This is a genomic window from Halomonas sp. E14 (assembly GCF_052568415.1).
In genome coordinates, this window is record NZ_CP199423.1 from 3,343,052 (window position 1) to 3,370,032 (window position 26,981).

Sequence of the window (26,981 nt, forward strand, 5' to 3'; positions counted from 1 at the left end):
CACGCTGGGCCTATACCCAAACAGTCTTTGCTCTGGCCGATCAGGTAATTCATTGTGAGCACTTGCCGCGAGGCGTGATATGTCGTTTAAGGAGGTGATCCAGCCGCAGGTTCCCCTACGGCTACCTTGTTACGACTTCACCCCAGTCATGAACCACACCGTGGTGATCGCCCTCCCGAAGGTTAGGCTAACCACTTCTGGTGCAGTCCACTCCCATGGTGTGACGGGCGGTGTGTACAAGGCCCGGGAACGTATTCACCGTGACATTCTGATTCACGATTACTAGCGATTCCGACTTCACGGAGTCGAGTTGCAGACTCCGATCCGGACTGAGATCAGCTTTCTGGGATTGGCTTGCTCTCGCGAGTTCGCAACCCTTTGTACTGACCATTGTAGCACGTGTGTAGCCCTACCCGTAAGGGCCATGATGACTTGACGTCGTCCCCACCTTCCTCCGGTTTGTCACCGGCAGTCTCCTTAGAGTTCCCGACTTTACTCGCTGGCAAATAAGGACAAGGGTTGCGCTCGTTACGGGACTTAACCCAACATTTCACAACACGAGCTGACGACAGCCATGCAGCACCTGTCTCTGCGTTCCCGAAGGCACCCCTTCGTCTCCGAAGGGTTCGCAGGATGTCAAGGGTAGGTAAGGTTCTTCGCGTTGCATCGAATTAAACCACATGCTCCACCGCTTGTGCGGGCCCCCGTCAATTCATTTGAGTTTTAACCTTGCGGCCGTACTCCCCAGGCGGTCGACTTATCGCGTTAACTGCGCCACAAAGTCCGCGAAGGACCCAACGGCTAGTCGACATCGTTTACGGCGTGGACTACCAGGGTATCTAATCCTGTTTGCTACCCACGCTTTCGCACCTCAGTGTCAGTGTCAGTCCAGAAGGCCGCCTTCGCCACTGGTATTCCTCCCGATCTCTACGCATTTCACCGCTACACCGGGAATTCTACCTTCCTCTCCTGCACTCTAGCCTGACAGTTCCGGATGCCGTTCCCAGGTTGAGCCCGGGGCTTTCACAACCGGCTTATCAAGCCACCTACGCGCGCTTTACGCCCAGTAATTCCGATTAACGCTCGCACCCTCCGTATTACCGCGGCTGCTGGCACGGAGTTAGCCGGTGCTTCTTCTGTGGGTGATGTCCTTCCTCGCGGATATTAGCCGCGAGGCTTTCTTCCCCACTGAAAGTGCTTTACAACCCGAGGGCCTTCTTCACACACGCGGCATGGCTGGATCAGGCTTGCGCCCATTGTCCAATATTCCCCACTGCTGCCTCCCGTAGGAGTTCGGGCCGTGTCTCAGTCCCGATGTGGCTGATCATCCTCTCAGACCAGCTACGGATCGTCGCCTTGGTGAGCCTTTACCTCACCAACTAGCTAATCCGACATAGGCTCATCCGATAGCGCAAGGTCCGAAGAGCCCCTGCTTTCTCCCGTAGGACGTATGCGGTATTAGCCTGGGTTTCCCCAGGTTATCCCCCACTACCGGGCAGATTCCTATGCATTACTCACCCGTCCGCCGCTCGCCACCAGGAAGCAAGCTTCCCGTGCTGCCGCTCGACTTGCATGTGTTAGGCCTGCCGCCAGCGTTCAATCTGAGCCATGATCAAACTCTTCAGTTTAAGATCAGTAGTCCGTTAAGCGGACCAAACTTGGCTCAAGGTTAAAGCTTCTCAAAAGACCCGAAGGTCTCGACGAGTCGCTTGCCTTGATAATGGTGTGACTTCTCACCACCTCATCGACAAGCGCCCACATGAATTACCTGATCGATTGTTAAAGAGCGGCTCCGGGCTCTATAGAGAGTGGAGCGTCTCGCTTGCTGTCGCGGCCGTCGATCCTGTGATCGAGGGGCCTCACCAGCGCCCTGCGAGGAAGGCGTATTCTACTCAAGTGCCGGAGTTTGTCAACTCTCTTCGTGGCCGTCACCGAGGTGACCCTGACCGCGAAGACCCGCCGGAGCGGGCGACCGCAAGACCGCTGCCGGACTTGCTTTCGAGTGGGGCGCATTCTACCGAATTCGCCGTGGGCGTCAAGGGCGATTTTTGCGAAACGAATCGAAAAAACCAAAACAAGACAGCCACTTACCACTCTTCCCACCGCTGATGACGTTGCCCGTCACCGGCAGCGGATGCGTACTTTACGGCTTTCCCCCGACCCCTGCAAGGGGCGGCTGTAAAAAAATTTCAGGATGATGGCAACGCGGTGACGAGACGCGGGCGGACGAGCTATCCACAGGCGCTCGGCGGCCAGGGGCTGTGGATGGTTTTGTTCGCAGGGCGAAGGCGACGACGCCCGCACGAGGCGGGCGCTTTCTTACGGAAGCCAAGAGGCTTATGCGGCAGGAGGGGCATGCTTCATCTTGCGCATAATGGCCAAGGTTGGCCCTGAGGCAACGTAGGCGCCGAACAGCAGCAGCAGCATGACCGAAGGTTCCACCGAGATCACCACGAAGCCAAGCACGATCGCGAGCAGCACCACGAAGGGCACCGGCCCTTTGAGATCAATGTCCTTGAAGCTGTAGTAACGGATATTGCTGACCATCAGGATGCCGGCCGCCGCAACCACGATCATCATCAGCAGCTTGAAGCCGAAGGCCTCGGCATCGAAGCTGTGGAAGGTCCACACGCTGGCGGCGACGAAGGCCGCGGCCGAAGGGCTCGGCAGGCCGATGAACCACTTCTTGTCCACACTGCCGATCTGCACATTAAAACGCGCCAGGCGCAGCGCCGCACAGGCCACGTAAAGAAAGGCCACCACCCAGCCGGTCTTACCGATGTCCTGAAGAATCCAGGTGAACGCCACAAGCGCCGGCGCCACACCGAAGGAGAGCATATCGGAAAGGCTGTCATACTCGGCACCGAAGGCGCTCTGGGTATTGGTGAGACGGGCCACACGCCCATCCAAGCCATCGAGCACCATAGCAATGAAGATCGCCACGGCCGCGGCAGTGAAGTCTCCATTGATTCCCGCCACCACCGAGAAGAAGCCGGCAAACAGCGCCGAGGTAGTGAAAAGGTTGGGCAGCAGGTAGATACCTTTGCGCCTGACCTTCTTGCCATTCTCGATCGCCTCTTCGATCACTTCGGTTTCGCGCACGAATGCCGAGGCAAGGTCCTCCTCGGCCGGGGGCGCCCTGTCGTGCTCGGCCGGCCCTGGTTCGGCACTGTCGGGGCGAGAAGAATGCTCACTGCTACGGGGGTCCTGACTCATGCGTGTCGTCCATTGCCAGAGAAGGTTCACCCAAAGGTGCTAGGTACCATTCTACACCGTGGCGTTCGAGCGAAAAGCGAAGCCGGCCCAAACGCAACGAGGGCGCGTTGATACGCGCCCTCGTCGAAACCGCCTCACCCGATCAGTTCTTGCTCTTGTCGACCAGCTGGTTGGCGGTGATCCACGGCATCATGCCGCGCAGCTTGGCACCTACCTGCTCGATCTCATGCTCAGCATTGAGGCGACGCCGTGCAGTCATCGAGGGGTAGTTGGTGTTGCCTTCCTGGATGAACATCTTGGCGTACTCGCCGGTCTGGATGCGCTTGAGCGCATTGCGCATGGCCTGGCGAGACTGCTCGTTGATTACCTCGGGACCGGTCACGTACTCGCCATACTCCGCATTGTTGGAGATGGAGTAGTTCATGTTGGCGATACCGCCCTCGTACATCAGATCGACGATCAGCTTGAGCTCGTGCAAGCACTCGAAGTAAGCCATCTCCGGCGCATAGCCTGCCTCGGTCAGAGTCTCGAAACCGGCCTTGACCAGCTCGACTGCACCGCCGCAGAGCACCGCCTGCTCACCGAACAGATCGGTCTCGGTCTCGTCCTTGAAGGTGGTCTCGATAATGCCGCTGCGACCGCCGCCGATGGCTGCGGCATAGGAGAGCGCGAGCTCCTTGGCCTTGCCGGAGGCGTCCTGATGGATAGCGATCAGGTCGGGGATGCCGCCACCCTTGACGAACTCGGAGCGCACAGTATGGCCCGGGGCCTTGGGGGCGATCATGATCACGTCCAGATCCTTGCGCGGCTCGATCTGGTTGTAGTGGATATTGAAGCCGTGGGCAAAGGCCAGGGTGGCACCCTGCTTGAGGTTAGGCTCGACCTGGTTCTCATAGATCGCCTTCTGGTTTTCGTCCGGCGCCAGGATCATGACCACATCGGCGTTCTTGCACGCCTCTTCGACCGAGGCCACCTTGAGGCCGGCCCCTTCCGCCTTGGCCGCGGAAGAAGAACCGGCGCGCAGGGCGACGGTGACATCCACCCCGGACTCCTTCAGGTTGTTGGCATGGGCATGGCCCTGGGAGCCGTAGCCCACGATGGTGACTTTCTTGCCCTGGATGAGGGAGAGGTCGCAGTCCTTGTCGTAATACACGTGCATGGCAGGCTCCTAAAAGCAAAAGTGAGAGTGTGTCAGCATTGATGGCCACCCGCGCCGTCTGTCGCGGCACTGGGCGTCGGACATTCGATGGAGACACCTTAACGCGAAGCCAGTGTTGCGTAAAACGCGATATTTGCAACACGATGTGCCGTATCATGCAATAATGGTCGCATGGACATGCGCCCTCTCAAGCAGTTTCTCGCCCTGGCCGATACGCTGCACTTCGGTCGTGCCAGCGAGCTGTGCCACGTCAGCCCTTCGACGCTATCGAGGACCATCCGGCAGCTCGAGGAGAGCCTCGACGCGCCGCTGTTCGTGCGTGACAACCGCCATGTGGCCCTGACCCGCCAAGGCAAGGTCTTCCAGGAGTACGCCCGCGAAGCGCTGGGCCAGTGGGAGCTGCTGCGTCATGCGCTGAGCCGCCAGGACGGCGAGCTCGCCGGCGAGATCAGCATCTACTGCTCGGTCACCGCCAGCTACAGCTTCCTCTACGACCTGCTCAGCGATTTTCGCCTGCATCACCCGCGCATCGAGCTCAAGCTGCACACCGGCGACCCGGCGGAAGCGATGAACCGGGTGCTGGCCGGCGACGAGGACATGGCCATTACACCCCGTCCGCGCAGTGCTCCCGGAGGCCTGGCCTTCAAGTCGCTGACCCGCTCGCCGCTGGTCTTCATCGCCCCGGAAGAGCAGGCCCCCTGGATCCCGCTCACCCCCGACTCGCCCTCCGCCGCGCAGTGGCAGGGCGTACCAATGGTACTCTCGGAGGCGGGGCTTTCACGGGAGTACGCCGACACCTGGTTTCGGGCACTGGGCGTGAGGCCCACCATCTATGCCCAGGTCGCGGGTCACGAGGCGATCGTCAGCATGGTCGGCCTCGGCTTCGGTATCGGCGTGGTACCAAAGATCGTGCTCGACAACAGCCCCCTGGCTGAGCGGGTGAGGGTTCTAGCGGTCAAGCCCGAACTGCCACATTACGACGTCGGGCTTTGCGTGCTGGACCGGCAGCTGAAACGCCCGTTGATCCAGGCGCTGTGGGACGAGGTCGTGGAGCGCTGACAAAGCCAGACAACAAAAAGCCGCCCCGAAGGGCGGCTAGTCGATACGACCGGCGGTAGCTCAAAGGCTGAGCACTTTATCGCCGCGGGCAATACCCGACACCCCGGTCCGCGCCACCTCGAGGATACCCACCGGCCCCATGGCCTGCAGGAACGCATCGAGCTTGGGCGCATCGCCGGTGATCTGCACCGTGTAGAGGCTCGGCGTGACGTCGACGATCTGGGCGCGGAAGATGTCGACAGTGCGCTTGACCTCGTCGCGGGCCGCCCCCAGCGCCTTGACCTTCACCAGCATCAGCTCTCGCTCGATGTGGTTGCCCTCGGTGAGGTCGACCAGCTTGATCACGTCGATCAGCTTGTTGAGGTGCTTGGTGATCTGCTCGATCACCCGGTCGTCACCGACGGTGGTCACGGTCAGCCGCGACAGCGACGGGTCCTCGGTGGGCGCCACGTTGAGCGTCTCGATGTTGAAGTTGCGCTGCGAGAACAGCCCTACCACGCGAGACAGTGCGCCCGGTTCGTTTTCCATGAGAATCGAGATGATATGGCGCATCAGGTCCGCTCCGTCTTGGAAAGCAGCATGTCACGCATGGAGCCAAGGGGCACCTGCATCGGATAAACGTGCTCGCGCGGGTCGACGATGACATCGACGAACACCAGCTCGTGCTTGTCGGCGAAGGTGCGTTCCAGCGCCGGGCGCAGCTCGTCCATCGTCTCCACCCGCAGCGCGGTGAAGCCATAGGCCTCGATCAGCTTGGCGAAATCTGGCAGCGACTCCATGTAGGAGTGGGCGTGGCGGGACTTGTAGTTGAGGTCCTGCCACTGGCGCACCATGCCCAGCGAGGCGTTGTTCAGATTGATGATCTTGACCCCACCGCCGAACTGCTTACAGGTGGAGAGCTCCTGCATCATCATCTGGAAGCTGCCTTCGCCGGTGACGCAGACCACCGTCTCCTCGGGGAAGTTCTGCTTGATGCCCATGGCCGCCGGGAAGCCGAAGCCCATGGTGCCGAGCCCGCCCGAGGTGATGAAGCGGTTGGGCTTGTCGAACTTGTAGTACTGGGCGGCGAACATCTGATGCTGGCCCACGTCGGTGGTCACATAGGCCTCACCGCGGGTGATGTCGCACAGCGCCTCGATCACCTCCTGCGGCTTGAGCTGCTCGCCGGGCTTCGAGGGCTCGTAGAGCTTGCCGCGGCGCTCCTCGCGCCAGCCGTCGATCTTCTGCCACCACTCGGTCAGTGCCTCGGGGTGAGCGATTTCCTTGCCTTGCACCAGGCTGATCATCTCGTCGATGACGCTGGCCGCCGGCCCGACGATGGGCACGTCGGCGCGCACCGTCTTGGAGACGGAGCTGGGGTCGATGTCGACATGGATGATCTTGGCCGTGGGACAGAACTTGGAGGTGTTGTTGGTCACGCGGTCGTCGAAGCGCGCGCCGATGGCGATGATCAGGTCGGCATGGTGCATGGCCATGTTCGACTCGTAGGAGCCGTGCATGCCGAGCCAGCCCAGGCACTGCCGGTCGCTCTGCGGGTAGGCGCCGATACCCATCAGCGTGGTGGTGATGGGATAGCCGAGCCGCTTGACCAGATCGGTGAGCCCTTCGCAGGCACGCCCCGTGATGACCCCGCCACCGGTATAGAAGACCGGCCGCTTGGCCTTGAGCATCATCTCCACGGCCTTCTTGATCTGTCCGGTATGACCCCGCGCCACCGGGTTGTAGGAGCGCATCTTGACCTTCTTGGGGTAGACGTACTCGTAGCGCTCGGTGGGGGCAGTCATGTCCTTGGGAATGTCCACCACCACCGGGCCGGGACGCCCCGTCGCGGCCAGATAGAAGGCTTTCTTAAGGACTTCCGGAATCTCGGTCGGGTGCTTGATCGAGAAGCTGTGCTTCACGATCGGACGGGTCACGCCGATGATGTCGGTTTCCTGGAAGGCGTCGTCGCCGATCAGGTGGCTCATCACCTGGCCGCACAGTACCACCATGGGAATCGAATCCATGTAGGCGGTGGCGATGCCGGTGACGGCGTTGGTGGCGCCGGGGCCGGAGGTGACCAGTACCACGCCGGGCTTGCCGGAGGCCCGGGCGTAGCCGTCGGCGGCATGGGTGGCGGCCTGTTCATGGCGTACCAGGATGTGCTTGACCTTGTCCTGGCGGAACAGCGCATCGTAAATGTGCAGGGCTGCGCCGCCCGGGTAACCATAGATGTATTCGACGCCTTCATCCTGCAGGAATCGGGCGATCATATCCGCGCCGGAAAGCAATTCCACGTGTGTCTCTCCCCTGGAGGTCTCGAGTGCGATCCGCGCCCTTTGGGGCACGGGTTCGAGTGCGGCGGTATGCCGCTGTCGGCCGAGCCGACACCTGATGCCAAACCCTGGCATTTAGCCCTGTTGGGGCCTGCACTCTCATCGGGAACGCGCAGCAAGGCCTAACAGGCTGCCTGCAAACGCTTTCCCTAGCACGGCGGATCGCCGCGTCGGGGCATTGGCCGGAACCGGCGGTTGGCCGTGCTCCGGAGTCCTTCGGCGGGTAGAGGCATGCGCCTACCCTTCGCGCGGGTATGGGGGGTTGCCCGCTAAATTCCGCGCCCGCAAATCAGGAACGCTCAAGATTCCAATAGGCCTGCAGCAGTGTCAACCGCTAATGAACCCGACCTTGGGCGATAGGTGATCACAAAAAAACCCGCTCCGGTTGAGGCGGAGCGGGCAAGGGGGGTTACAGGACGCAACCTATCAAGCAGTGTAGACCCTACGCCCCTGTTGCACTGATCTAAGGCGTTGGGTCTTGTATCAGGTACGAAACGCCAGGTTGTCCTCTTCCACCTCGACGTGTATGACATCGCCGGGCACAAAGCGTCCGGCCAGCAGATCCTGCGCCAGCGGGTTCTCGATGCGGCTCTGGATGGCACGCTTGAGAGGCCGTGCGCCGAACACCGGATCGAAACCCACCTGGGCCAGTTGGGCCATGGCCGCGGGGCTGACTTGGAGCTGCATACCGTGCTCGGCCAGGCGGCCGCGCAGGCGGTCGAGCTGGATACCGGCGATGGCCTCGATCTGCGACTGGCGCAGGGCGTGGAACACCACCACCTCGTCGATGCGGTTGATCAGCTCGGGGCGGAAGTGCATGCCGACGACATCCATCACGGCCTGCTTCATCGCCTCGTACTGCCCGTCGTCGCCGCCCAAGCGCTGGATGATGTCCGAGCCCATGTTGGAGGTCATCACGATCACGGTGTTGCGGAAGTCCACCGTACGCCCCTGGCCGTCGGTGAGACGTCCGTCCTCCAGCACCTGCAGCAGGATATTGAAGACATCGGGATGGGCCTTCTCCACCTCGTCGAGCAGCAGCACCGAGTAGGGCTTGCGCCGCACCGCCTCGGTCAGGTAACCGCCCTCCTCGTAGCCCACGTAGCCGGGGGGTGCGCCAATCAGCCGGGCCACGGAGTGCTTCTCCATGAACTCCGACATGTCGATGCGCACCATCGCCTCTTCGGTATCGAACAGGAAGCTCGCCAGCGCCTTGCACAGCTCGGTCTTGCCCACTCCGGTGGGGCCGAGGAACAGGAACGAACCGTTGGGCCGGTTGGGATCGGCGAGCCCGGCACGGGAGCGACGCACGGCGTTGGCCACCGCGGTGACCGCCTCCTCCTGGCCGATCACGCGCTGGTGCAGCGCCTCCTCCATGCGCAGCAGCTTGGCGCGCTCGCCCTCGAGCATCTTGGAAACTGGAATCCCGGTCCAGCGCGACACCACCTCGGCAATCTCCTCCTCGGTGACGTTGGAGCGCAGCAGCTTGTGCTTGGAGGTATCGGCCTCGGCTTCGCTGGACTCGGCGATCTTCTTCTCCAGCTCGGGGATCACGCCGTACTGCAGCTCCGACATGCGGCCGAGATCGCCCTGACGGCGTGCCTGCTCCAGCTCGATCTTGGCTTTTTCGAGCTCCTCCTTGAACTGCCCTGCCCCCTGGATGCTGGCCTTCTCGGCCTTCCATATCTCGTCGAGGTCGGCATACTCGCGCTCGAGCTCATCGATCTGCTCCTGCAGGCTTTCGAGGCGCTTCTTTGAGGCTTCGTCGGTCTCCTTCTTGAGGTGTTCGCGCTCCATCTTGAGCTGGATCAGGCGGCGGTCGAGGCGGTCCATTACCTCAGGCTTGGAGTCGAGCTCCATGCGAATGCGCGACGACGCCTCGTCGATCAGGTCGATGGCCTTGTCGGGCAGCTGGCGGTCGGTGATATAGCGGGTCGAGAGCTTGGCGGCAGCGATGATGGCACCGTCGGTGATGTCGACGTTATGGTGCACCTCGTAGCGCTCCTTGAGCCCGCGCAGGATCGCCACGGTATCCTCTTCGCTGGGCTCGTCGACCAGTACCTTCTGAAAGCGCCGCTCCAGCGCGGCGTCCTTCTCGATGTACTTGCGGTACTCATCGAGGGTGGTAGCGCCCACGCAGTGCAGCTCGCCGCGGGCCAGCGCCGGCTTGAGCATGTTGCCAGCGTCCATGGCGCCCTCGGCCTTGCCGGCGCCGACCATGGTGTGCAGTTCGTCGATGAACAGAATCACCCGGCCCTCCTCCTGGGCCAGCTCCTTGAGCACCGACTTCAGGCGCTCCTCGAACTCGCCGCGAAACTTGGCGCCCGCCAGCAGCGAGCCCATGTCCAGCGACAGCACGCGCTTGTCCTTGAGGCCTTCCGGCACCTCACCATTGACGATGCGCTGGGCCAGGCCCTCGACGATGGCGGTCTTGCCCACGCCGGGCTCGCCGATCAGCACCGGGTTGTTCTTGGTGCGCCGCTGCAGCACCTGAATGGTACGACGGATCTCGTCGTCGCGGCCGATCACCGGGTCGAGCTTGCCCTCGGCGGCCCGTGCGGTGAGGTCGAGGGTATATTTCTCCAGCGCCTCGCGGCTCTCCTCGGCGTTGGGGTCATCGACCCGCTCGCCACCGCGCACGCTGTCGATAGCCTGCTCCAGCGCCTTGCGCGTTACGCCGGCCTGGGTCAACAGCCGGGTCACGGCGTGCCCCATCTCGAGCGCGGCCAGCAGCACCAGCTCACAGGCGATGTACTGGTCGCCGCGCTGCTGCGCCTCGCGGTCGGTGAGGTTGAACAGCTTCACGAAGTCCCGCGAGGGCTGCACCTCGCCGGTGAACTGGGCCACCTTGGGCAGGTCGTCGAGATGCCCGACCAGGGCGTCGCGCAGCCGGGCGGCGTCGCCGCCAGCCTTCTGCACCAGCGCCTTGGTGCCGGTGTCACGGGCTTCCAGCAGTGCCAGCAGCAGGTGGCCCGGTTCGAGCTGATTGTGCCCGCGACCCACGGCCAGGGACTGGGCATCGGCTACGGCGTTCTGCAGCGTGGTGGTGAACTTGTCGAAACGCATTCGCTTTCCTCCATCGGGGTGACGGCGCGGTCGGACGCGCCGCTTGGCCCTGTCGTATCGTTGACAGATTCAATGGAGTCAGCGTGGCCGGCTTTCAAGTCGCCGGCACGGGAAAGCGAACCGTCCTTGATCTGGATCAGCGTAGCCAGATCACGCTGGCCATGCGCCCGGTATGGCCGTTGTCGCGGCGGTAGGAGTAGAAGCGCGGCTCGCAGGCGGTACAGAAATGGCCGCCGCTGATATGGGCGACGCCGAGCCGTTCGAGGCGCAGGCGGGCGAGCTTGTAGAGGTCGGCCATGTAATGACCCAGGCGATAGGGGCTGGGATCGAACGCCGCCGCCGCCTCGGGATGCACGCCGACGAAGGCCTGCTGCACCTCGGGTCCGACTTCGAACTGGGCGTTGGAGATCGCCGGCCCCAGCCAGGCCATCAGCTCTTCCGACGGCACGCCCAACGCCGCCACGGTGGCCTCCAGCACGCCGCCGGCCAGGCCGCGCCAGCCGGCATGAGCCACCCCCACGCGGGTGCCTTCGCGGTTGCAGAAGAACACCGGCAGGCAGTCGGCGGTGAGCACCACGCAGGCATGGCCGCGATCGAAGGCCACCGAAGCATCGGCCTCGGGTACGCCATCGCTGTAGTGCGGCTGCACCCGCGCGCCGTGCACCTGTTTGAGCCACAGCAGCGGCCGGTCGTCGTTGAGTTCGGCGGCAATCAGTCGGCGGCACAGCGACACGTGGGCCGGGTTGTCACCCACCTGGTCGGCCGGATTGAAGCAGGCATAGTCGCCCTGGCTAGGCCCGGACTCACGGGTGGTGACGAAGGCGCCGACGCTGGCCGGGGCCGGCCAGTCCGGCACCACCCGGGTGGGGCGCAGATGCAGCACGTCACTCATGCGAAGCCCTCGCGGTCGTCACGCAGGTAGTCGATCAGCAGCAGCAGATCGTCGGGCAGTGGCGCCCGGAATTCGACCGACTCGCCGCTGCCGGGATGCAGGAAGGCCAGCCTGCGCGCATGCAGGGCCTGGCGGGGAAACTCCCGCAGCAGCGTCTTGAGCTCCTCGCCGGCCCCCGCAGGCAGCTTGAGCCGGCCGCCGTAAAGGGGATCGCCCACCAGCGGAAAGCGCCGATGGGCAAGATGGACCCGGATTTGGTGAGTGCGCCCGGTCTCGAGCCGACATCGCACGTGGGTATGGGCGCGGAAACGCTCCACTACGCGGTAGTGGGTCACCGCCGGTTTGCCACCGGCATGCACCGCCTGGCGCTTGCGGTCCTTGGGATGGCGGCCGATGGGAGCGTCCACCGTACCACCGGAGGTCATCACCCCCAGGCACACCGCATCGTACTCACGCGAGACGGTGCGCGCCTGGAGCTGCTCGACCAGCGCGGTCTGGGCAGCCAGCGTCTTGGCGACCACCATCAGCCCGGTGGTGTCCTTGTCCAGTCGGTGCACGATGCCGGCCCGCGGCACCCCGGCGAGGCTTGGGCAGTGGTAAAGCAGCGCGTTGAGCAGGGTGCCGTCGGGATTGCCGGCGGCCGGGTGAACGACCAGGCCGGCCGGCTTGTCGAGAACCAGCACGTCATCGTCTTCATGCACGATGTCGAGCGGCATCGCCTCGGGCTCGAAGCGAGTGTCCTCCTCGATGGTGGCGGCCAGGCACAGCCACTCGCCTCCCGCCACCTTATCCTTGGGCTTGCCGGGACGGCCATCTACGGTCAGCGCGCCCTCCTTGATCCAGCCCTTCAGCCGCTCGCGCGAGTGCTCGGCGAAAAGCTCGGCCGCCGCCTGATCGAGGCGCGCGCCGGCAAGGGTGAGAGGGATGCGCTGCTGAGCTTCGACGGTCTGGGGCATAGGGTCATCGCTGGTCGGCACCGCAGGACTGCGTTTTGACGCCGGGTGCTTTATAGTGGACGGGTTACGGTCGATTCTACCATGGCCGACCCGGGTTGTTAGATACGAGGATCACGATGCGCGTTTCCCCCATCGCCACACGCCTTGTCGCCTTGCTGCTCACCGCTGCACTGATCACCGGCTGTGCCGGCAGGGGCGCCACGGATGACGAGGACGAATTTGCCGGCGTGGCCGAGCAGGAGCTGTACGAAGAGGCCCGGGAGGCGCTCGACGCAAGGCGCTTCACCACGGCCATCAACCGGCTCGAAGCCATCGACACGCGCTTTCCCTTCGGCCGCCACGCCGAACAGGCGCAGCTCGAGCTGATCTACGCTTACTACGAGACTCGCGACTGGGAGGCGACTCGCGCCGCCGCCAGCCGCTTCATCCGCCTGCACCCGACTCACCCCCAGGCCGACTATGCGCTCTACATGCGCGGGTTGGCCTCATGGCAGGCAGGCCGCTTCAGCCTCGAACGCCTGCGCCTGATCGACATCTCCAAGCGCGACCTGGGCGCCTCGCGCGATGCCTACGCCGACTTCCGCGAGCTGGTCAGCCGCTATCCGCAGAGCGAGTACGCTCCCGACGCCGAGCAGCGTATCGTCTACCTGCGCAACCTGCTGGCACGCCACGAGCTGCACGTGGCCGACTTCTACCTGCGCAAGGGCGCCTACCTCGCCGCCGTCGAGCGCGGTCGCTGGGTGATCGAGAACTACCCCCAGACGGAAGCCACCCGCGATGCGCTGGCGGTGATGGTCGAGGGCTACCTGGGGCTCGACATGCGCGACCGCGCCCGCGAAGTGCTGCAGGTGCTGATCGAGAACGACCCGCGTAACGACCGCCTGCGCGGCCGGACCTTCCAGCCGCAGCACGTCAGGGCGCAGCCGCTCTCCGCCTGATTTGCCACCGCCACCAGACCGGAAACCCGCGAGCCTGCTCGCGGGTTTCTTCTTATGGGATCACCTCAGTCGCCGGGCTGCCAGCCGTTGACGATGGGATAGCGCCGGTCGCGGCCGAAGCCCCGTGGCGTCACCCGCACCCCGACCGGCGCCTGGCGCCGCTTGTACTCGCTGCGATCGACCAGCTTGACCACCTTGTACACGTCGTCGCCGCCAAAGCCGGCCTCGATGATCGCCTCGGCGCTCATGTCACCCTCGATGTAGCGCATCAGGATGGCGTCGAGGGTGTCGTAGTCGGGCAGCGAGTCGCTGTCCTTCTGGTCCGGCGCCAGCTCGGCCGAGGGCGGCCGGGTGATCACCCGCTCGGGAATGGCCGGCGCCTGCTCGTTGCGCCAGCGGGCCAGGCGATAGACCCAGGTCTTGTAGACATCCTTGAGCGCATTGAAGCCGCCCACCATGTCGCCGTAGAGCGTGGCATAGCCCACCGCCATCTCGCTCTTGTTGCCGGTGGTCAGCACCATCAGGCCCTTCTTGTTGGAGATCGCCATCAGCAGCACGCCGCGGCAGCGCGACTGCAGGTTCTCCTCGGTGGTGTCGCGCTCGGTGCCGGCGAAGGTATCGGCCAGCGTGGCCATGAAGGCATCTACCATCGGCTCGATCGGCAGCACCTCATAGTGCACGCCGAGCAGTTGCGCCTGCTCGGCGGCGTCGGCCTGGGAGATATCGGCGGTATAGCGGTAGGGCATCATCACCGCATGCACCCGCTGGGGCCCCAGCGCATCCACGGCGATGGCCAGCGACAGCGCCGAATCGATGCCGCCGGAAAGCCCGAGCACCACGCCTTCGAAGCCGCTCTTGTTGACGTAGTCGCGCACGCCGCTGACCAGCGCGCAGTAGAGGCTCTCCTCGGGCGACTCGAGGGGTTCGATCTCGCCCTCGACCGGCGTCCACTCGTCATTCTCCTGCACGAACTGCACCGGCATCAGCCCCGCCTGCCAGTAGGGTGCCACCACGCGCACCTGGCCCTGCGCATCGACGCAGGCCGAGCCGCCGTCGAACACCAGCTCGTCCTGGCCGCCGATGGTGTTGACGTAGACCAGCGGCAGCGCCACCTCGGCGGCACGCTGCTCGAGCAGGCGCAGGCGCTCGGCCGGCTTGTCCTGGTGGTAGGGCGACGCGTTCAGGGTCACGATGATCTCGGCGCCAGCATCCCGTGCGCGCCTGACCGGCCCGCCTTCCCACAGATCCTCACAGATCAGCACGCCAAGCCTGGCACCCTTGTGTTCCAGCACGAGCGGCTGCTCGCCGGTGGCGAAATAGCGGCGCTCGTCGAACACCTGGTAGTTGGGCAGCACCTGCTTGGCGTACTCGCCGATCCACTCGCCGTTGTAGAGCAGTCCGGCCAGGTTGTAGTTCTGGCCCTCGCGGCGTCCTGGATAGCCGATGATCACCAGCACATCGCGGGACATTTTGGCCGCCATGCGGGAACGCGCCTCGCGCAGGCGGGTCTCCATGGAAGGGCGCAGCAGCAGATCCTCGGGCGGATAGCCGCTGAGGAAGAGTTCGGGGAATACCACGATATCGGCACCATGCTCGATGCGTGCCTCGCGAACGGCCTCGATGGCACGATCGGCGTTGCCGGGGATGTCCCCGACCAGCGGGTCCAGCTGCGCCATCACCAGCGTCAAGTCTTGCATGGGCGTAGAAATCTCTTGAGAATTCGAAGTCATGCCATTGTCCCGCAAGGGCGTCCGGCTGGCAAAGCCGCTAGCCCCCACCAGGGAGCCAGAAAAGGATGAACCTATTGATCATTCGCCTGATCATCTTCGCCGCGCTGTTCTTCGCCGGCCTAAAGCTCTATCGCATGTATCGCGAATGGAAGCTCGGCCAGGAGGGGCAGCTGGAAGATGGCAGCCACCAGGAGGGCGGCCAGATGGTGCGCTGCACTTGGTGCAAGGTGCACGTGCCTGAAGCCGACGCCCTGCGCGAACAGGGCGAGTGGTTCTGCAGCAGCGCCCACCGCGACCGCTTCCTGGAAGAGCAGAAGCCCTCGGAATAAGCGGGCAGCACAAGGGGCGGTTGACGCACGCCCCTATCAGCAATGGCTGATAGAGCGCCGCCGCATCTCGGCTAGAGTGAAGCTTTCCCGAGCCCCTCACTCAAGGAGGCCGTGATGCGTCGAATCCCCCTCGCCGCCCTGCGCAGCGCATGCCGTCGTGCTGCCCACCGCCAGGCTGGGCTGACGCTGGTCGAACTGCTGGTGGTACTGGTCATCGCCAGCGTGCTGCTCGGCTGGGCCGCCCCCGGCTACCAGTCGCTGACGGCTCGCCAGGAAGTGGTGGCCGAAGCCCACCGGATCCGGGTCGCTCTGGCGCTGGCGCGCAACACGGCCATCACCCGGCGCACCGAGGTCTTCGTCTGCCCCAGCCCCGATCTCACCCATTGCAGCAGCAACGACTGGAGCGCACCGCTGGCCATCGTGCTCGGCCCGCTTGTCGGCGAGGCCTACCAGGCGGACGCGCTGCTGCGCGTGGTCGACGCCGGCCGCGGCGTCAGCATCAGCTACAGCCGCAACAGCAAGCGCGTGCGCTATGGCCCACTGGGCAGGCCCACGGGCTACAATGGCACCTTTCGTCTCTGTGGCCGCCACGGTCAGGGTAGCCAGCTGGTGTTGAGCAACTTCGGTCGCGTGCGAGTGGGTGACCCACCCCGTTGCCCCTAACGCTTCTTGCCAAGGGCAAGTTCTGGAAAGCGACAGCGGGTTGCAAGCGGCAGGTCGTGGAAGACGCCAAGAGTGAAGGGGGCAGGGCGTAGAGGCCAGAGCGGCCGGGGCGAACCCCGGGCCAACCCTACCCCGGCCGGCTAACCCTTCGGCCCCATCAGCAGCCAGATGATCAACCCCAGCAGCGGGAACAGCAGCAGCACCAGGATCCATAGCAGCTTGGCAATCGGCCCCGCTCCGCTCTTGGCCACCTTGACGATGGCCCAGACCAGAATGATCAGCCAGATAAGGCCCAGCAGGCCGCCTACTTCAATTCCCATCAGACGTCTCCTTGTCCAAACGGTGTGTCCTTATAGGACTAGCATGCGAGCCCGGCGGGTAACAAACCGAAACTGTAGCGAAATGTTGACGTGGAGTAAGTACTGCTTCAGGGCAGCCGCCACCAGTCGGGCATCAGCGCCCGGTTTTCGCGGCGGGCGAATCGATCGTCGAGCAGCAGCAGCGTACCATGATCCTCGGGCCCGCGAATGACCCGGCCAGCCGCCTGGATGACCTTGACCAGGCCGGGAATACGGTAGGCGTAGTCGTAACCGCGGCCGAAGCGGGCATCGAGCCGGGCCCTCAGCGCCTCCTGAAAGGGGCTGAAGGGCGGCAGCCCGAGGGTGGCGATGAAGGCGCCGATGAGCCGCTCGCCGGGCAGGTCGATGCCCTCGCCGAAGGCGCCGCCCAGCACGGCGAAGCCGATGCCCTGCTCGCCGAGCCGGAAGCGCGCCAGGAAGGCGTCGCGCTCAGCTTCCTGCATGCCGCGCTGCTGCGCCCAGGCGGGAATGGCGGGGTGTGCCTCGCGAAAGCGCTCCAGCACGCTGTCGAGATAGGCGAAGCTGCTGAAGAAGGCGAGATAGAGGCCGGGACGTGCGGCGTACTGCCCGGCCAGTTCGGCGACGATGCGTCCGTGCGAAGCGCTGCGGTCGGCCAGCCGCGTCGAGAGGTCGGTAACCAGGCGCACCTCGAGCTGTTCGGGCTGGAACGGCGACGCCACCGACTGCCAGGCGGTATCGGGCGGCAGCCCCAGCAGGTCGCGGTGGTAGGCCGGCGGCGCCAAGGTCGCCGAGAACAGCACCACGCAGCGAGCCGCGGCGAAACGCGCGGCCAGGAAATCTGCCGGCACCAGGTTGCGCAGGCCGAGCCGGCTGTCGCCGCGCCCCCGGCGGGCTAGGTCCACCAGCGAATGCTCGCCGAAGGTTTCCGCCAGCCGCAGAAAGGCCAGCGCCTCGAACAGGCACTCCTGCAGGGCCGGGTCGGCGTCTGCCGGGTGCGCCGCCAGGTGGTCGGTGATGGCCGCGACCAGCCGCTGCAGCGCAGCGATCAACTTTTCCGGCAGGCCCGGCAGCAGGCAATAGTCAGCCTCGAAGGCATCGCTCCCCCCCTGCCCCTGCCCCGGCTCGGCCCGCAGCAGCGCCTGCCACTGGCGAATCAGCCGCTTCAGCGGGCTTGCCACCGCCGGGGGCGAATGGCGCTGCAGGCGGCTGAAGTGGCGCTGCAACAGCTCGGCGCTGTACATGCCGCGCGCACGCTCCACCAGGTTGTGCGCCTCGTCCACCAGCAGCGCCAGGCGCCAGCCGTTGGCCTGGGCCAGGCCATGCAGCAGGGCCGAGGCATCGAAGTAGTGGTTGACGTCGCCGACCACCACATCGCACCAGCGCGCCAGCTCCTGGCCCAGGTAATAGGGACAGACGCCATGGGCGAGCGCCACCTCGCGCAGCGCCTCACGGTCGAGCCAGCCGTGTGCCACCGCGGCCTGGCGCGCGGCGGGCAGCTTGTCGTAGAAGCCACGGGCCAGCGGGCAGGCCTCGCCATGGCAGGCGCGGCCGGGATGCTCGCAGGCCTTGGTCCGCGCCACCAGCTCCAGCACCCGCAGCGGCAGCCGCTCGGCCGGGTCTTGCGCACCCAGCTGCTGCAGGGCCGCCAGGGCCAGGCGGCGCCCCGGCGTCTTCATGGTCAGGAAAGCGACGCGATCGATCTTGTGGCGCGGCATCGCCTTGAGCAAAGGGAACAGGGTGGCCAGCGTCTTGCCGATGCCGGTCGGGGCCTGCGCCAGCAGACAGCGCCCCGTGGCGGCCGCCTTGTAGGCGCTCTCGGCCAGCTCGCGCTGACCCGAACGAAACGCCGCGTGGGGGAAGGCCAGCCGCTCCAAGGCGTCGTCACGGCCTGCCTGGTGGCGCACCTCCTGCTCGGCCCAGGCCAGGAAGCGCCGGCACAGGCCGGCCAGGTAGCCGGCCAGCTCTTCCGCCGTAGCCTGCTCGGTGAGCACCGTTTCCTGCTCGCTGGCAATATCCAGGTAGACCAGCGCCAGGGTGACCGTGGCAAGCCCGCGCTCGGCGCATAGCAGGGCGCCGTAGACCCGCACCTGCGCCCAGTGCAGCGCCCGCTGGTTGGCGGCCATGCGCGACAGGTCGCCGCGGTAGGTCTTGATCTCCTCCAGCCGATTGGCCACGGGGTCGTAGCCGTCGGCACGCCCGCTCAGCGCAAGCCCCTCCCAGGTGCCGCAGAGCGGCAGCTCGCGCTGGTAGGACTCACCCCGGCGTGCCGCCACCCGGGCATGCCCAGCGATGCCCTCCCGCGCCGTGGGCGCCGGGGTGAAACGGTGGTCGAGGTCGCCCTCGCGCGCCGTGAAGTCGCACAGGGTGCGCACGGCAAGACGATAGCGCGGCGCAGCAGGTAGGGAAGTCACGGCGCGGGCAAGGCTGCAGACCAGACCACGTGGCACACCGCCACCGGAATGCCGTGGGCATGGAAGTGGGCCAGCCAGCGGCGCTGGTTGTCCTGCAGCCGATCGCCGGGGCCCTTCACCTCGATGAAGCGGTAGCGCAGCGCCCCCTCCTCGCCCGGCGGCAGGAACTGGATCAGGTCGGGCAGCCCCGCGCGGTTGACGCGCAGGTCACCCAGGAAGCGCTCGAAGCAGGCGCGCAGGTGGGCCGCGGGGATGGCCGCCAGGGCACGTTCGAGCAGCTCGGCGCTAAGCCCCTCCCAGTGCACGAACGGCGAGGCGATCCCCTGCTTGTCACGCCAGGTGGCGAGGATGGCCTGGGCGTGGCTGCCGTCGTCCAGATGCGCCAGGCAGGTCTCGAACAGCGCACGCCGGCGAGACACGAAGTCGTCGCGATAGAGATCCGCCGGCCCGGCATGGAAGGGGTGAAAAAAGGCGCCGGGCAGCGGCGCGAACAGGGCCGGCCAGCAGAGCAGCCCGAACAGGCCGTTGAGCAGCAGATTTTCCACGTAGACCACCGGAGCCTCGGGTCGGCCCAGGTGCTCGCAGACGGCCCGCTCGACGCACGCCGCCCGGGGCAGTTCGAGCCGCCAGCGCGGGGTCTCGGGTTCCGGCTCGGGCGGCTGCGCCGCCAGGCCCAGCCGCCGCCTCAGCCGGGGCAGCAGCCGACCGAGGGCCTGGGCTTCCTGTTCGCCCGGCGACTCGGCAGACGCGGCCAGCGCAAATGCCGCTGCAAAGTCGCCGCGTCGCTCCATCAGCCGCAGCCGGCGTATGCGCGCCTCGGCCAGCCCGCTCGGGCCGTCGCCGGCCTGCTGGTAGAGCGTCAGCGCCAACACCTCCTCGCCGTCACGCTCGGCCTGTCGTGCCAAATGCAGGCATAGCCGGGCGCGACGTGACTGCAGCCAGGAGCTGTCGGTAGGCACCGCCGGCACTTCAGAGGCCAGCGTGGCCGCGACCTCTCCCGCCTCCAGGCGCTCGCGCAGGCGATGCAGGGCCAGGTACCCATCGACCTCGCAGCGGTGATGGAAGGCCCGCGACTCGGGGCCGAAGGTGACCGGTTCGAAGCGCTGCCGGCCAAGCTCAGTGAGCACGAACTCCGCCCAGTCCTGGCGCAGGTTGCCGAAGAACATCAGCCGCAGCCGGTCGCAGTGCGCTTGGATCCGCAGCCGGACCAGCTGCTCACCTTCGAGCAGCCCCGGCGCCTGCGACCGCCACTCGGACAGCCGCCGCACCTGTGCCAACTGGGACGCAAGCGCGGCCTGCAGCACCCCCTTGCTGGCGGAGGCTGCAAGCCCCAAGGTAGCCATCTCTTCCGCCAGCAGTCGACGCAGCTCGGCCAGGCGCAGCAGGCGGAACAGGTCGGCCAGGGAAAGCGCGGGGTCGTCCTCGACCAGGCCGGCTTCGACCAGCGGCGCCAACGCCGCGGCCGGGTCGCCGATCTCGGCATAGCCGAGCCGGGCGGTGCGAAACAGCTCGCCTTTGCGCATCACCATGCGCACCAGCAGGGCCTGGGCCGGCTGGGGCAGGCGCGCGAAGGTGCCAAGGAAGTCGCGCTCGGCGTCAATCAGCAGCGCAGCATGGCGCGCTTCCACCCAGCGCAGCACGAAGCGGAAGTTCACCAAGTAATAGTAGGGGTCGTCGAGCGCTGCGGTCGGCGCCGCGGCAGGCGGGATACTGTTCATGCATCCATGATAACAGCCCCTCGCCTGCCGGGCAGCAGGTTCAGTCCAGCCCGGCGACGAGGGCGCGCAGCACGCTAGCCGCCGGCTCCTCGCGACAGCCCGAGGCGTTCTGCCCGGCCCACAGGGGCGAGAAGTCCGTGCTGCCCGCCGCCTCGGCGGCACTGCGCAGCGGGGCGATGGCGGCGGCGGCCAGGGGGAACGGCGGCGCCGCCGCGCTGAGCGGGCCTAGCTCGCGCATCAGCCGGGTGACGATGCCACGCGCCGGACGGCCGCTGTAGAGGTTGGTCAGTGCGGTATGCGCGGCCGCCTGGCTTTGCAGCGCCTGGCGATGCAGCCTGGCGGTGGTGGCCTCGGGGCAGCACAGGAAGGCCGTGCCGACCTGCACCGCCTGGGCGCCCAGCGCCAGCGCCGCCTGCACGCCACGGGCGTCGGCGATACCCCCGGCGGCGATGACTGGCACCTTCACCGCCGCCGCCACCTGGGGCAGCAGCGCGAAGGTGCCGAGCTGGGTGGTGAGGTCGTCGGTCAGGAACATGCCGCGGTGACCGCCCGCCTCCAGTCCTTGGGCGATGATCGCATCGGCACCGTTGGCCTCGAGCCAGCGCGCCTCCTCGACCGTGGTGGCCGAGGACACCACCAGCGCGCCCCACGCCTTGACCCGTTCCACCAGCTCGCGGCTCGGCAGACCGAAATGGAAGCTCACCACCTCGGGGCGAAACGGCGCCAGCGCCTCGCAGGCCGCCGCATCGAAGGGCCGCCGCCCGACCCCGGGCGAGGTATCGGGCGTGAGACCAAGCTCCGCGTAGTAGGGGGCGAGGGCATCCTGCCAGCGCGCCAGCGCCGCCGGCTCGACCCACGGCGGGGTGTGGCAGAAGAAGTTGACGTTGAGCGGCCGTGTCGTGCAGGCCCGGATGCGGGCGATCTCCTCGACCATGGCGTCGGGGGACAGCATGGCACAAGGCAGGGCGCCAAGCCCGCCGGCCTGCGACACGGCCGCTGCCAGCGCGGCACCCTGCACGCCGGCCATGGGCGCCTGGAACACGGGGTAATCGATGCCCAGGCGGTGAAGCAGCGTCATGATGAATCTCCCTTGTCGGTGTCGTCCTGACGCCAAGGGCGCTTTTCGCCCAGGGTGTCGGCAGCATAGGCGCCGCGATGGCCCATCGGCTTGGGCGCACCTACGGTGGTGTCATGGCGGGTCTGGCGCTCCATTTCGGCATTGATCTCTGCGCCCAACAATACGACGAAGGCAGAAAGCCAGAACCACAGCAGCAGGATCACCACGGCGGCCAGCGAGCCGTAGAGCTCATCGATGTTGGCCATGTAACCGACGTAGAAGGAGAGCCCCCCCGAGCCGAGCAGCCACAGCAGCGTGGCCACCACGGTGCCTACGCTGACCCACTCCCAGCGCGGCGAGGTGCGGTAGGGGCCGTAGCGGTAGAGCACCGCGATGACGAACATCATCATCAGCAGCAGCCCCGGCCAGCGTAGCCAGTTGATCACCCTGACGGCGGGGCCCTCCAGCCCGAGCATCCCGGTGAGCAGCGGAAAGAAGGCCACGAAGCCGGTGCCGACCAGGATCATGACGATCAGCCCCACGGTCAGGGTCGCCACCACCAGCAGGCGCAACAGCCAGCCGCGCCGCTCCTCTTCGCCGTAGACGACGTTGAGGCCCACCAGCAGGCCCCGCACCCCCTTGGAGGCCACGAACAGCGCCACCGCCAGCGAGAACAGGGCGGTGAGGCTCAGTCCGGTATCGGTATTGGCGCTGACCTCGCTGGCCTGCTCGCGGATCAGCCGGGCGCCCCCCGGCGGCATGAAGCGGCTGATCTCGCCAATCTGCCGAGCGATGTCACCGGGGTCGAGCACCAGCGCCCACAGGGAGATGGCAGCCGCCAGGGCGGGAAACAGCGAGAGCAGCGCATAGAAGGCGATGCCCGCGGCCAGCATGTTGACCCGGTCGTCGCTCAGCTGCTGCTTCACTCGCCACACCACGTCCAGCCATCCCGGCCGGGGAATCTCGTGGGGCCTCTCGGCCTTGCGCCCTCGGGCTTGTTTCGCCATCTACGCCTCGGGTGGTTGCTGGATGCCCGGCGCGGACCAGGTGCGCCAGGAGGCGGGCCGCCGCCCAGGGGCAATCACTCGCCGGCCGGCTGCAGCCGCATCTGGGTGCCGCGAATCTCGATATCGAAGCGATTCAGGAAGCTCATGCCCAGCAGGGCGACATCGCCCTCGAGGCCAGGACTGATGGAGCCGCGCACCTGGGCTGCAGTAAAGCCGCCCAGGCTCACTTCATCAAGCAGGGTGAGGTCGCCGCGCACCCGCCCGTTGGCGGTGTTGAACCAGGCCGAGCCGGCCCGCTCCAGACCGAGCCGCTCGGCGAATTCCGCCGGTACGGCCACGTAGGTGGCGCCGGTATCGAGCAGGAACTCCACCGGCTCGCCGTTGATGCGCCCGGTCGCCATGAAGTGGCCCGAACGGTTGCGCTCCAGCACGATCGGCCCCTCCTGGCCGCTGGTGGCATTGACCAAGTGGGCGTTGGGGTTGCGCTGCTGTTCGAGAAAGCCGTGGAGCCACCAGCTGCCTCCCGCGATGAACAGCAGCCAGAACAGCAGCATCATGCTCAGTGCGGCGCCGCGCACGGCGCCTGTCTGTCGTTTCATAGCGGCCTCCCCTGGCTGTTGGCGCGCCCCCGCGCATTGACGCCCGCCGGCGGGCTGACTGTAATGGGAAGCGCCGTCCTTTCGTCCTGCCTCCATGGAAGGCGGCAGCCCTCCGGGCCCCACAAGAACAAGGCATACACAAGGATAGCCCCATGCAAGAGTGTCATGCAGGTTTGACTGCCGATTCCCGCCACCATTCCCTGCGCCGCACGAGCCTCGCCGGGGCGCTCTCCGGCGCCCTGCTCGTCGCCCTGCCGGCCTGGGGCTGGGACGGCCTGGTCGAAAAGCAGGTGTTCGAGATGGACAGCTACACCACCGTCGGCGGCGACACCATCGCCCCGCTGCGCATCGGCTGGGAAGCCTACGGCACGCTCAACGAGGCAAAGGACAACGCCATCCTGATCACCCACTTCTTCTCCGGCACCAGCCATGCCGCCGGGCGCTATGCCGAGGACGACCCCGCCCCCGGCTACTGGGATGCCATCATCGGCCCGGGCAAGCCGCTCGACACCGACCGCTACTACATCATCGCCTCGGACACGCTGGTCAACCTCAACGCCCATGACCCCAACGTGATCACCACCGGACCCGCCACCCCCCACCCGGAGACCGGCAAGCCCTGGGGCACCGCCTTCCCGCTCATCACCATCCGCGACTTCGTCGAGGTGCAGAAGGCCCTGCTGGAAAGCCGCGGCATCGAGCGGCTGCATGCGGTAATGGGCCCCTCCATGGGCGCGCTGCAGGCCTATGAATGGGCCAGCGCCTACCCCGAGCGGGTCGAACGGCTGATCCCAGTGATCGGCAGCGGCATGGCCGACCCCTGGCTGCTGGCGGTGCTTAACACCTGGGCCGCGCCGATCCGCCTGGATTCCCGCTGGAACCAGGGCGACTACTACGACGGCGAACCGCCGCTCGACGGCCTGCGTGAAGCGCTCAAGCTGGTGACACTCAATGCCAACCACTGGCAATGGGCCAACGCCACCTTCGATCGCAGCCCGGCCGACGCGAGCGCCGACCCCACCCGCGAGCTCGACGCACGCTACGCCATCGAACAGACCCTGGATGACCTGGCCATGGCCCGCGCCGAGCAGGCCGATGCCAACCACCTGCTCTACCTGGTCAAGGCCAACCAGGCCTTCATCACCGGCCACGGCGAGAGCCTCGAAGAGGGGCTGGCCCGCATCGACGCCCCCACGCTGGTGATCTACAGCGAGAACGACCTCGTCTTCACCCCGGAGGGAGTGCGCCGCACGGCCGAGCTGATCGAGGCCGGCGGCGCCCGCGTCGAGCGGGTCACGCTGGAAGGTGGCCGGGGGCATCTCGACGGGGTAATGGGCATCGAGCAGGCCGGCGAGAGGATCCGCGCCTTCCTCGCCGAGTAACGGCCGGCCTAGCCGAGCAGGGCGCGGCCCAGCAGGTAGAGCCCCATGGCCAGCAGGCCGCTGAGGAAAACGCGCCGGAAGGTCGCCTCGGAGAGCCGTCGGCGCAGCCGCTGGCCAAGCTGCATACCGAGCAGGGCCGGCACCACCGCCCCCAGCGACAGCGCCGCCAGCTCCAGGCTGAGCAGGCGCTGCTCGCCCATGGCCAGCCCCAGCGCCAGGGTGGTAACGACGAACAGCACCCCCATGGCCTGGATCAGCATGTCGCGCGGCAGCCCGAGCGACTGCAGGTAGGCGACGCCGGGAAACACCGACGACCCGGTCATACCGGTGAGCAGGCCGGTCAGCGCCCCGTTCACCGGGGCCGCATGACGGCCGCGGCTGACCCACTTGGCCAGGCCAAGCTCCAGCAACCCCGCCAGCGCGTAGAAGACGATCAGCGCACCCAGCAGGCCGGTGAGCCAGCGCACCTCGACCCGCGCCAGCACGTTCACGCCGAGCCACACGGTAACCACAGAGGCGAGCAGAAACGGCCATAGACGCTGCACGATCCGGCGCAGGTACCCGCCCACCAGCGCCTGCCAGACGTTGGTGACGATGGTCGGCGCCAGCAGCAGGGCCATGCCCGCCGGCAGCCCCACCGTGGCCGCCAGCAGGGCCAGCGAGACCGTCGGCATGCCCATGCCGACCACACCCTTGACGGTGCCGGCCAGCAGAAAGGTTGCCGCCACCAACAGTACCAGCCAGGGGTCGAGCATCATGCTGCCCCCTCCGGCGGCACGGCCTGGCCGTTGCGCGCCTCCCACTCGGCTGCCGCCCGCTGGCCGCGGGCTTGGTTCACCGCCAGGCAGATCGTCATGGCCACCAGGAACAGCGCCGCACACAGCAGGATCGAGGCCTGCAGCCCCACTACCGCCTGCAGCAGGCCCAGGCCGACGATGCCGAGCACCCCGGCCAGCTTGTTGGCCAGGCCCCAGAAGCCGAAGAACTCGGCCGCCTTGCGGGTGGGCGAGAACAGCCCCACCAAGGCGCGGCTGGCCGACTGGCTGGACCCCAGCGAAAGCCCCGCCAAGCAGCCGACGAACAGGAACAGGTGCTGCGGCTCCCAGGCCAGGCCGAAGGCCGCGTTGAGCCAGGCCGTCACCTCCGGCGTCGCCCAGATCGCCAGCACCGCCGCCACCCACAGCAGCAGCGTCAGCTGGTAGGTGACCTTGGTGCCGATACGGTCCTGGATGAAGCCGAAGCCCAGCGCCCCCGCCGCCGCCGTGATCTGCACGATGATGAACATCAGGTTGCGAATCGGCTCGTCCCAGCCGATGACCTGGGCGCCGTAGATGAAGGCGAAGGCGATGATGATGTAGACCCCGGCCATGGAGAACAGCAGCGACACCAGGAAGATACCCAGGTCACGGAAGTGGCGCAGCTCGTGCAGCGTGGTCGATACCCGCTCCCAGGCGATGCGGTGATAGGGCTTGCCCGGCGGCTGGGGCGTGCCGCGCTCGCGCACCCACAGGAAGGTGGGAATGGCGGTGACCAGGAAGAACGCCGCGGCGAAGGGACCCACCCAGCGAATGCGCTCGTAGTTCTCCAGCGTGGCCTCGCCCAGCGCCACCAGGGTGAAGCCGGCGGCAAACAGCCCACCCACGTAGCCCAGCGCCCAGCCGAAGCCGGAGATTTTGCCCAGGTCCTCGGGCGGACCCAGGTCGGGCAGGAAGGCGGCGATGAACGACTCGCCCATGGAGTAGGCGTAGTTGGACACCACGATCAACAGCAGCCCCAGCACCACATAGCCCGGCGCCACGAAGTAGAGCATCGCCGTGGTGAACACGGTCGCCAGGTAGCTGGCGAACAGGAAGCGCTTCTTCGACGCCTGGTAGTCCATCACCGCCCCGCACAGCGGGCCGGTCAGCACCACCAGCAGGTAGCTCAGCGCCAGCGCCAGGCTCCACAGCAGGTTGGCCAGTCGGAAGTCGTCACCGCGGTCACCGACCACGGCGGTGGTGAACAGCTCGCCGAACACTACCGTGATGATCAGCAGCGTATAAGCCTGGTTGGCGAAGTCGAACATCGCCCAGCCGAAGATTTCCTTGTTTGACGCGCGTTGCCGGGGCTTGCTGCCCACCACAGGAATCACGCCCATTTGCCGTTCTCCTTGAGCCAAGGGCCC

21 protein-coding genes and 1 rRNA gene are annotated in these 26,981 nt (G+C 66.3%); 5 read left to right on the forward strand and 17 right to left on the reverse strand.

Going from position 1 to position 26,981, the window contains the following annotated elements; genetic code table 11:
* Positions 1 to 87: 87 nt before the first annotated feature.
* The 3 genes from ACT7B3_RS15680 to ilvC all read right to left on the reverse strand — a co-directional run bounded on the left by ACT7B3_RS15680 (position 88) and on the right by ilvC (position 4,375).
* A 16S ribosomal RNA gene (locus ACT7B3_RS15680) occupies positions 88 to 1,628 on the reverse strand.
* 709 nt (positions 1,629 to 2,337) lie between these two features.
* Positions 2,338 to 3,216 carry a CDP-diacylglycerol--serine O-phosphatidyltransferase gene (pssA, locus tag ACT7B3_RS15685; protein ID WP_445158572.1) on the reverse strand — a complete coding sequence of 293 codons (879 nt, stop codon included), beginning with the start codon at positions 3,214 to 3,216 and terminating at the stop codon, positions 2,338 to 2,340.
* Between the two features lie 142 nt (positions 3,217 to 3,358).
* Positions 3,359 to 4,375, reverse strand: coding sequence for a ketol-acid reductoisomerase (ilvC, locus tag ACT7B3_RS15690; protein WP_444679253.1), 1,017 nt, complete (start codon positions 4,373 to 4,375; stop codon positions 3,359 to 3,361).
* Positions 4,376 to 4,546: 171 nt separating this feature from the next.
* Between ilvC and ilvY the strand changes: the two genes are divergently transcribed.
* Positions 4,547 to 5,434, forward strand: coding sequence for an HTH-type transcriptional activator IlvY (gene ilvY / locus ACT7B3_RS15695; protein ID WP_445158573.1), 888 nt, complete (start codon positions 4,547 to 4,549; stop codon positions 5,432 to 5,434).
* Between the two features lie 60 nt (positions 5,435 to 5,494).
* Here ilvY and ilvN read toward each other — a convergent pair whose 3' ends face one another.
* The 5 genes from ilvN to rluD all read right to left on the reverse strand — a co-directional run bounded on the left by ilvN (position 5,495) and on the right by rluD (position 12,663).
* Positions 5,495 to 5,986, reverse strand: coding sequence for an acetolactate synthase small subunit (gene ilvN, locus ACT7B3_RS15700; RefSeq protein ID WP_010627682.1), 492 nt, complete (start codon positions 5,984 to 5,986; stop codon positions 5,495 to 5,497).
* Positions 5,986 to 7,710 (reverse strand): acetolactate synthase 3 large subunit, encoded by a 1,725-nt coding sequence (locus ACT7B3_RS15705; RefSeq protein ID WP_444679252.1) that lies wholly within the window; start codon positions 7,708 to 7,710, stop codon positions 5,986 to 5,988. Before ACT7B3_RS15705 ends, ilvN begins: the two co-directional genes overlap by 1 nt.
* Positions 7,711 to 8,232: 522 nt before the next feature.
* Positions 8,233 to 10,815 carry an ATP-dependent chaperone ClpB gene (gene clpB / locus ACT7B3_RS15710; protein WP_445158574.1) on the reverse strand — a complete coding sequence of 861 codons (2,583 nt, stop codon included), beginning with the start codon at positions 10,813 to 10,815 and terminating at the stop codon, positions 8,233 to 8,235.
* A 136-nt stretch (positions 10,816 to 10,951) separates the two neighbouring features.
* The gene (gene pgeF / locus ACT7B3_RS15715) at positions 10,952 to 11,707 is read right to left on the reverse strand and encodes a peptidoglycan editing factor PgeF (RefSeq protein ID WP_445158575.1); all 756 of its coding nucleotides are present in this window, start codon (positions 11,705 to 11,707) and stop codon (positions 10,952 to 10,954) included.
* Positions 11,704 to 12,663, reverse strand: coding sequence for a 23S rRNA pseudouridine(1911/1915/1917) synthase RluD (rluD, locus tag ACT7B3_RS15720; RefSeq protein WP_445158576.1), 960 nt, complete (start codon positions 12,661 to 12,663; stop codon positions 11,704 to 11,706). The genes pgeF and rluD overlap by 4 nt, the downstream gene beginning before the upstream one ends.
* 116 nt (positions 12,664 to 12,779) lie before the next feature.
* Here rluD and ACT7B3_RS15725 point away from each other — a divergent pair, with 116 nt between their 5' ends.
* Positions 12,780 to 13,601 (forward strand): outer membrane protein assembly factor BamD, encoded by an 822-nt coding sequence (locus ACT7B3_RS15725; protein WP_445158577.1) that lies wholly within the window; start codon positions 12,780 to 12,782, stop codon positions 13,599 to 13,601.
* A gap of 65 nt (positions 13,602 to 13,666) precedes the next feature.
* On the opposite strand, the gene ACT7B3_RS15730 is transcribed toward ACT7B3_RS15725, so the two are convergent.
* Complete coding sequence (locus ACT7B3_RS15730) at positions 13,667 to 15,298, reverse strand: NAD+ synthase (RefSeq protein ID WP_445158578.1); 1,632 nt, start codon at positions 15,296 to 15,298, stop codon at positions 13,667 to 13,669.
* A gap of 98 nt (positions 15,299 to 15,396) precedes the next feature.
* Between ACT7B3_RS15730 and ACT7B3_RS15735 the strand changes: the two genes are divergently transcribed.
* Positions 15,397 to 15,660: a PP0621 family protein gene (locus tag ACT7B3_RS15735; RefSeq protein ID WP_444679249.1), complete on the forward strand. Its 264-nt coding sequence runs from the start codon at positions 15,397 to 15,399 to the stop codon at positions 15,658 to 15,660.
* 114 nt (positions 15,661 to 15,774) lie between these two features.
* Positions 15,775 to 16,323 carry a GspH/FimT family pseudopilin gene (locus tag ACT7B3_RS15740; RefSeq protein WP_445158579.1) on the forward strand — a complete coding sequence of 183 codons (549 nt, stop codon included), beginning with the start codon at positions 15,775 to 15,777 and terminating at the stop codon, positions 16,321 to 16,323.
* A gap of 140 nt (positions 16,324 to 16,463) precedes the next feature.
* Here the strand turns inward: ACT7B3_RS15740 and ACT7B3_RS15745 are convergent, their stop codons facing one another.
* The 6 genes from ACT7B3_RS15745 to ACT7B3_RS15770 form a co-directional block, all read right to left on the reverse strand.
* Entirely contained in the window at positions 16,464 to 16,643 is a 180-nt protein-coding gene (locus ACT7B3_RS15745) for a PLDc N-terminal domain-containing protein (protein ID WP_444679247.1), read from the reverse strand.
* Between the two features lie 107 nt (positions 16,644 to 16,750).
* Positions 16,751 to 19,054 carry an ATP-dependent DNA helicase gene (locus tag ACT7B3_RS15750; RefSeq protein WP_445158889.1) on the reverse strand — a complete coding sequence of 768 codons (2,304 nt, stop codon included), beginning with the start codon at positions 19,052 to 19,054 and terminating at the stop codon, positions 16,751 to 16,753.
* Positions 19,051 to 20,772 carry a VRR-NUC domain-containing protein gene (locus ACT7B3_RS15755; RefSeq protein WP_445158580.1) on the reverse strand — a complete coding sequence of 574 codons (1,722 nt, stop codon included), beginning with the start codon at positions 20,770 to 20,772 and terminating at the stop codon, positions 19,051 to 19,053. The genes ACT7B3_RS15750 and ACT7B3_RS15755 overlap by 4 nt, the downstream gene beginning before the upstream one ends.
* A 40-nt stretch (positions 20,773 to 20,812) precedes the next feature.
* Complete coding sequence (locus tag ACT7B3_RS15760; protein WP_445158581.1) at positions 20,813 to 21,850, reverse strand: NAD(P)H-dependent flavin oxidoreductase; 1,038 nt, start codon at positions 21,848 to 21,850, stop codon at positions 20,813 to 20,815.
* Positions 21,847 to 22,836: a YihY/virulence factor BrkB family protein gene (locus tag ACT7B3_RS15765; protein ID WP_445158582.1), complete on the reverse strand. Its 990-nt coding sequence runs from the start codon at positions 22,834 to 22,836 to the stop codon at positions 21,847 to 21,849. Before ACT7B3_RS15765 ends, ACT7B3_RS15760 begins: the two co-directional genes overlap by 4 nt.
* Positions 22,837 to 22,910: 74 nt before the next feature.
* Positions 22,911 to 23,435, reverse strand: a complete 525-nt coding sequence (locus ACT7B3_RS15770; RefSeq protein WP_445158583.1) for a retropepsin-like aspartic protease family protein — start codon at positions 23,433 to 23,435, stop codon at positions 22,911 to 22,913.
* Between the two features lie 152 nt (positions 23,436 to 23,587).
* On the opposite strand from ACT7B3_RS15770, the gene ACT7B3_RS15775 reads away from it, so the two are divergent.
* On the forward strand, positions 23,588 to 24,817 hold the full coding sequence (locus tag ACT7B3_RS15775; protein ID WP_445158584.1) for an E22 family MetX-like putative esterase: 1,230 nt from the start codon (positions 23,588 to 23,590) through the stop codon (positions 24,815 to 24,817).
* 8 nt (positions 24,818 to 24,825) lie between these two features.
* Here ACT7B3_RS15775 and ACT7B3_RS15780 read toward each other — a convergent pair whose 3' ends face one another.
* The gene (locus ACT7B3_RS15780; protein ID WP_445158585.1) at positions 24,826 to 25,575 is read right to left on the reverse strand and encodes a TSUP family transporter; all 750 of its coding nucleotides are present in this window, start codon (positions 25,573 to 25,575) and stop codon (positions 24,826 to 24,828) included.
* A complete protein-coding gene (locus ACT7B3_RS15785) occupies positions 25,572 to 26,954 on the reverse strand; it encodes an MFS transporter (RefSeq protein ID WP_445158586.1) in 1,383 nt (460 codons plus the stop codon). Before ACT7B3_RS15785 ends, ACT7B3_RS15780 begins: the two co-directional genes overlap by 4 nt.
* Between the last annotated feature and the right edge of the window lie 27 nt (positions 26,955 to 26,981).

Bases quoted from the DNA above. Each gene is read 5' to 3' on its own strand.
- pssA (WP_445158572.1), bottom strand. From the start codon at position 3,216: ATGAGTCAGGACCCCCGTAGCAGTGAGCATTCTTCTCGCCCCGACAGT.
- ilvC (WP_444679253.1), bottom strand. From the start codon at position 4,375: ATGCACGTGTATTACGACAAGGACTGCGACCTCTCCCTCATCCAGGGC.
- ilvY (WP_445158573.1), top strand. From the start codon at position 4,547: ATGGACATGCGCCCTCTCAAGCAGTTTCTCGCCCTGGCCGATACGCTG.
- ilvN (WP_010627682.1), bottom strand. From the start codon at position 5,986: ATGCGCCATATCATCTCGATTCTCATGGAAAACGAACCGGGCGCACTG.
- clpB (WP_445158574.1), bottom strand. From the start codon at position 10,815: ATGCGTTTCGACAAGTTCACCACCACGCTGCAGAACGCCGTAGCCGAT.
- pgeF (WP_445158575.1), bottom strand. From the start codon at position 11,707: ATGAGTGACGTGCTGCATCTGCGCCCCACCCGGGTGGTGCCGGACTGG.
- rluD (WP_445158576.1), bottom strand. From the start codon at position 12,663: ATGCCCCAGACCGTCGAAGCTCAGCAGCGCATCCCTCTCACCCTTGCC.
- ACT7B3_RS15725 (WP_445158577.1), top strand. From the start codon at position 12,780: ATGCGCGTTTCCCCCATCGCCACACGCCTTGTCGCCTTGCTGCTCACC.
- ACT7B3_RS15730 (WP_445158578.1), bottom strand. From the start codon at position 15,298: ATGCAAGACTTGACGCTGGTGATGGCGCAGCTGGACCCGCTGGTCGGG.
- ACT7B3_RS15735 (WP_444679249.1), top strand. From the start codon at position 15,397: ATGAACCTATTGATCATTCGCCTGATCATCTTCGCCGCGCTGTTCTTC.
- ACT7B3_RS15740 (WP_445158579.1), top strand. From the start codon at position 15,775: ATGCGTCGAATCCCCCTCGCCGCCCTGCGCAGCGCATGCCGTCGTGCT.
- ACT7B3_RS15745 (WP_444679247.1), bottom strand. From the start codon at position 16,643: ATGGGAATTGAAGTAGGCGGCCTGCTGGGCCTTATCTGGCTGATCATT.
- ACT7B3_RS15755 (WP_445158580.1), bottom strand. From the start codon at position 20,772: ATGAACAGTATCCCGCCTGCCGCGGCGCCGACCGCAGCGCTCGACGAC.
- ACT7B3_RS15760 (WP_445158581.1), bottom strand. From the start codon at position 21,850: ATGACGCTGCTTCACCGCCTGGGCATCGATTACCCCGTGTTCCAGGCG.
- ACT7B3_RS15765 (WP_445158582.1), bottom strand. From the start codon at position 22,836: ATGGCGAAACAAGCCCGAGGGCGCAAGGCCGAGAGGCCCCACGAGATT.
- ACT7B3_RS15770 (WP_445158583.1), bottom strand. From the start codon at position 23,435: ATGAAACGACAGACAGGCGCCGTGCGCGGCGCCGCACTGAGCATGATG.
- ACT7B3_RS15775 (WP_445158584.1), top strand. From the start codon at position 23,588: ATGCAAGAGTGTCATGCAGGTTTGACTGCCGATTCCCGCCACCATTCC.
- ACT7B3_RS15780 (WP_445158585.1), bottom strand. From the start codon at position 25,575: ATGATGCTCGACCCCTGGCTGGTACTGTTGGTGGCGGCAACCTTTCTG.
- ACT7B3_RS15785 (WP_445158586.1), bottom strand. From the start codon at position 26,954: ATGGGCGTGATTCCTGTGGTGGGCAGCAAGCCCCGGCAACGCGCGTCA.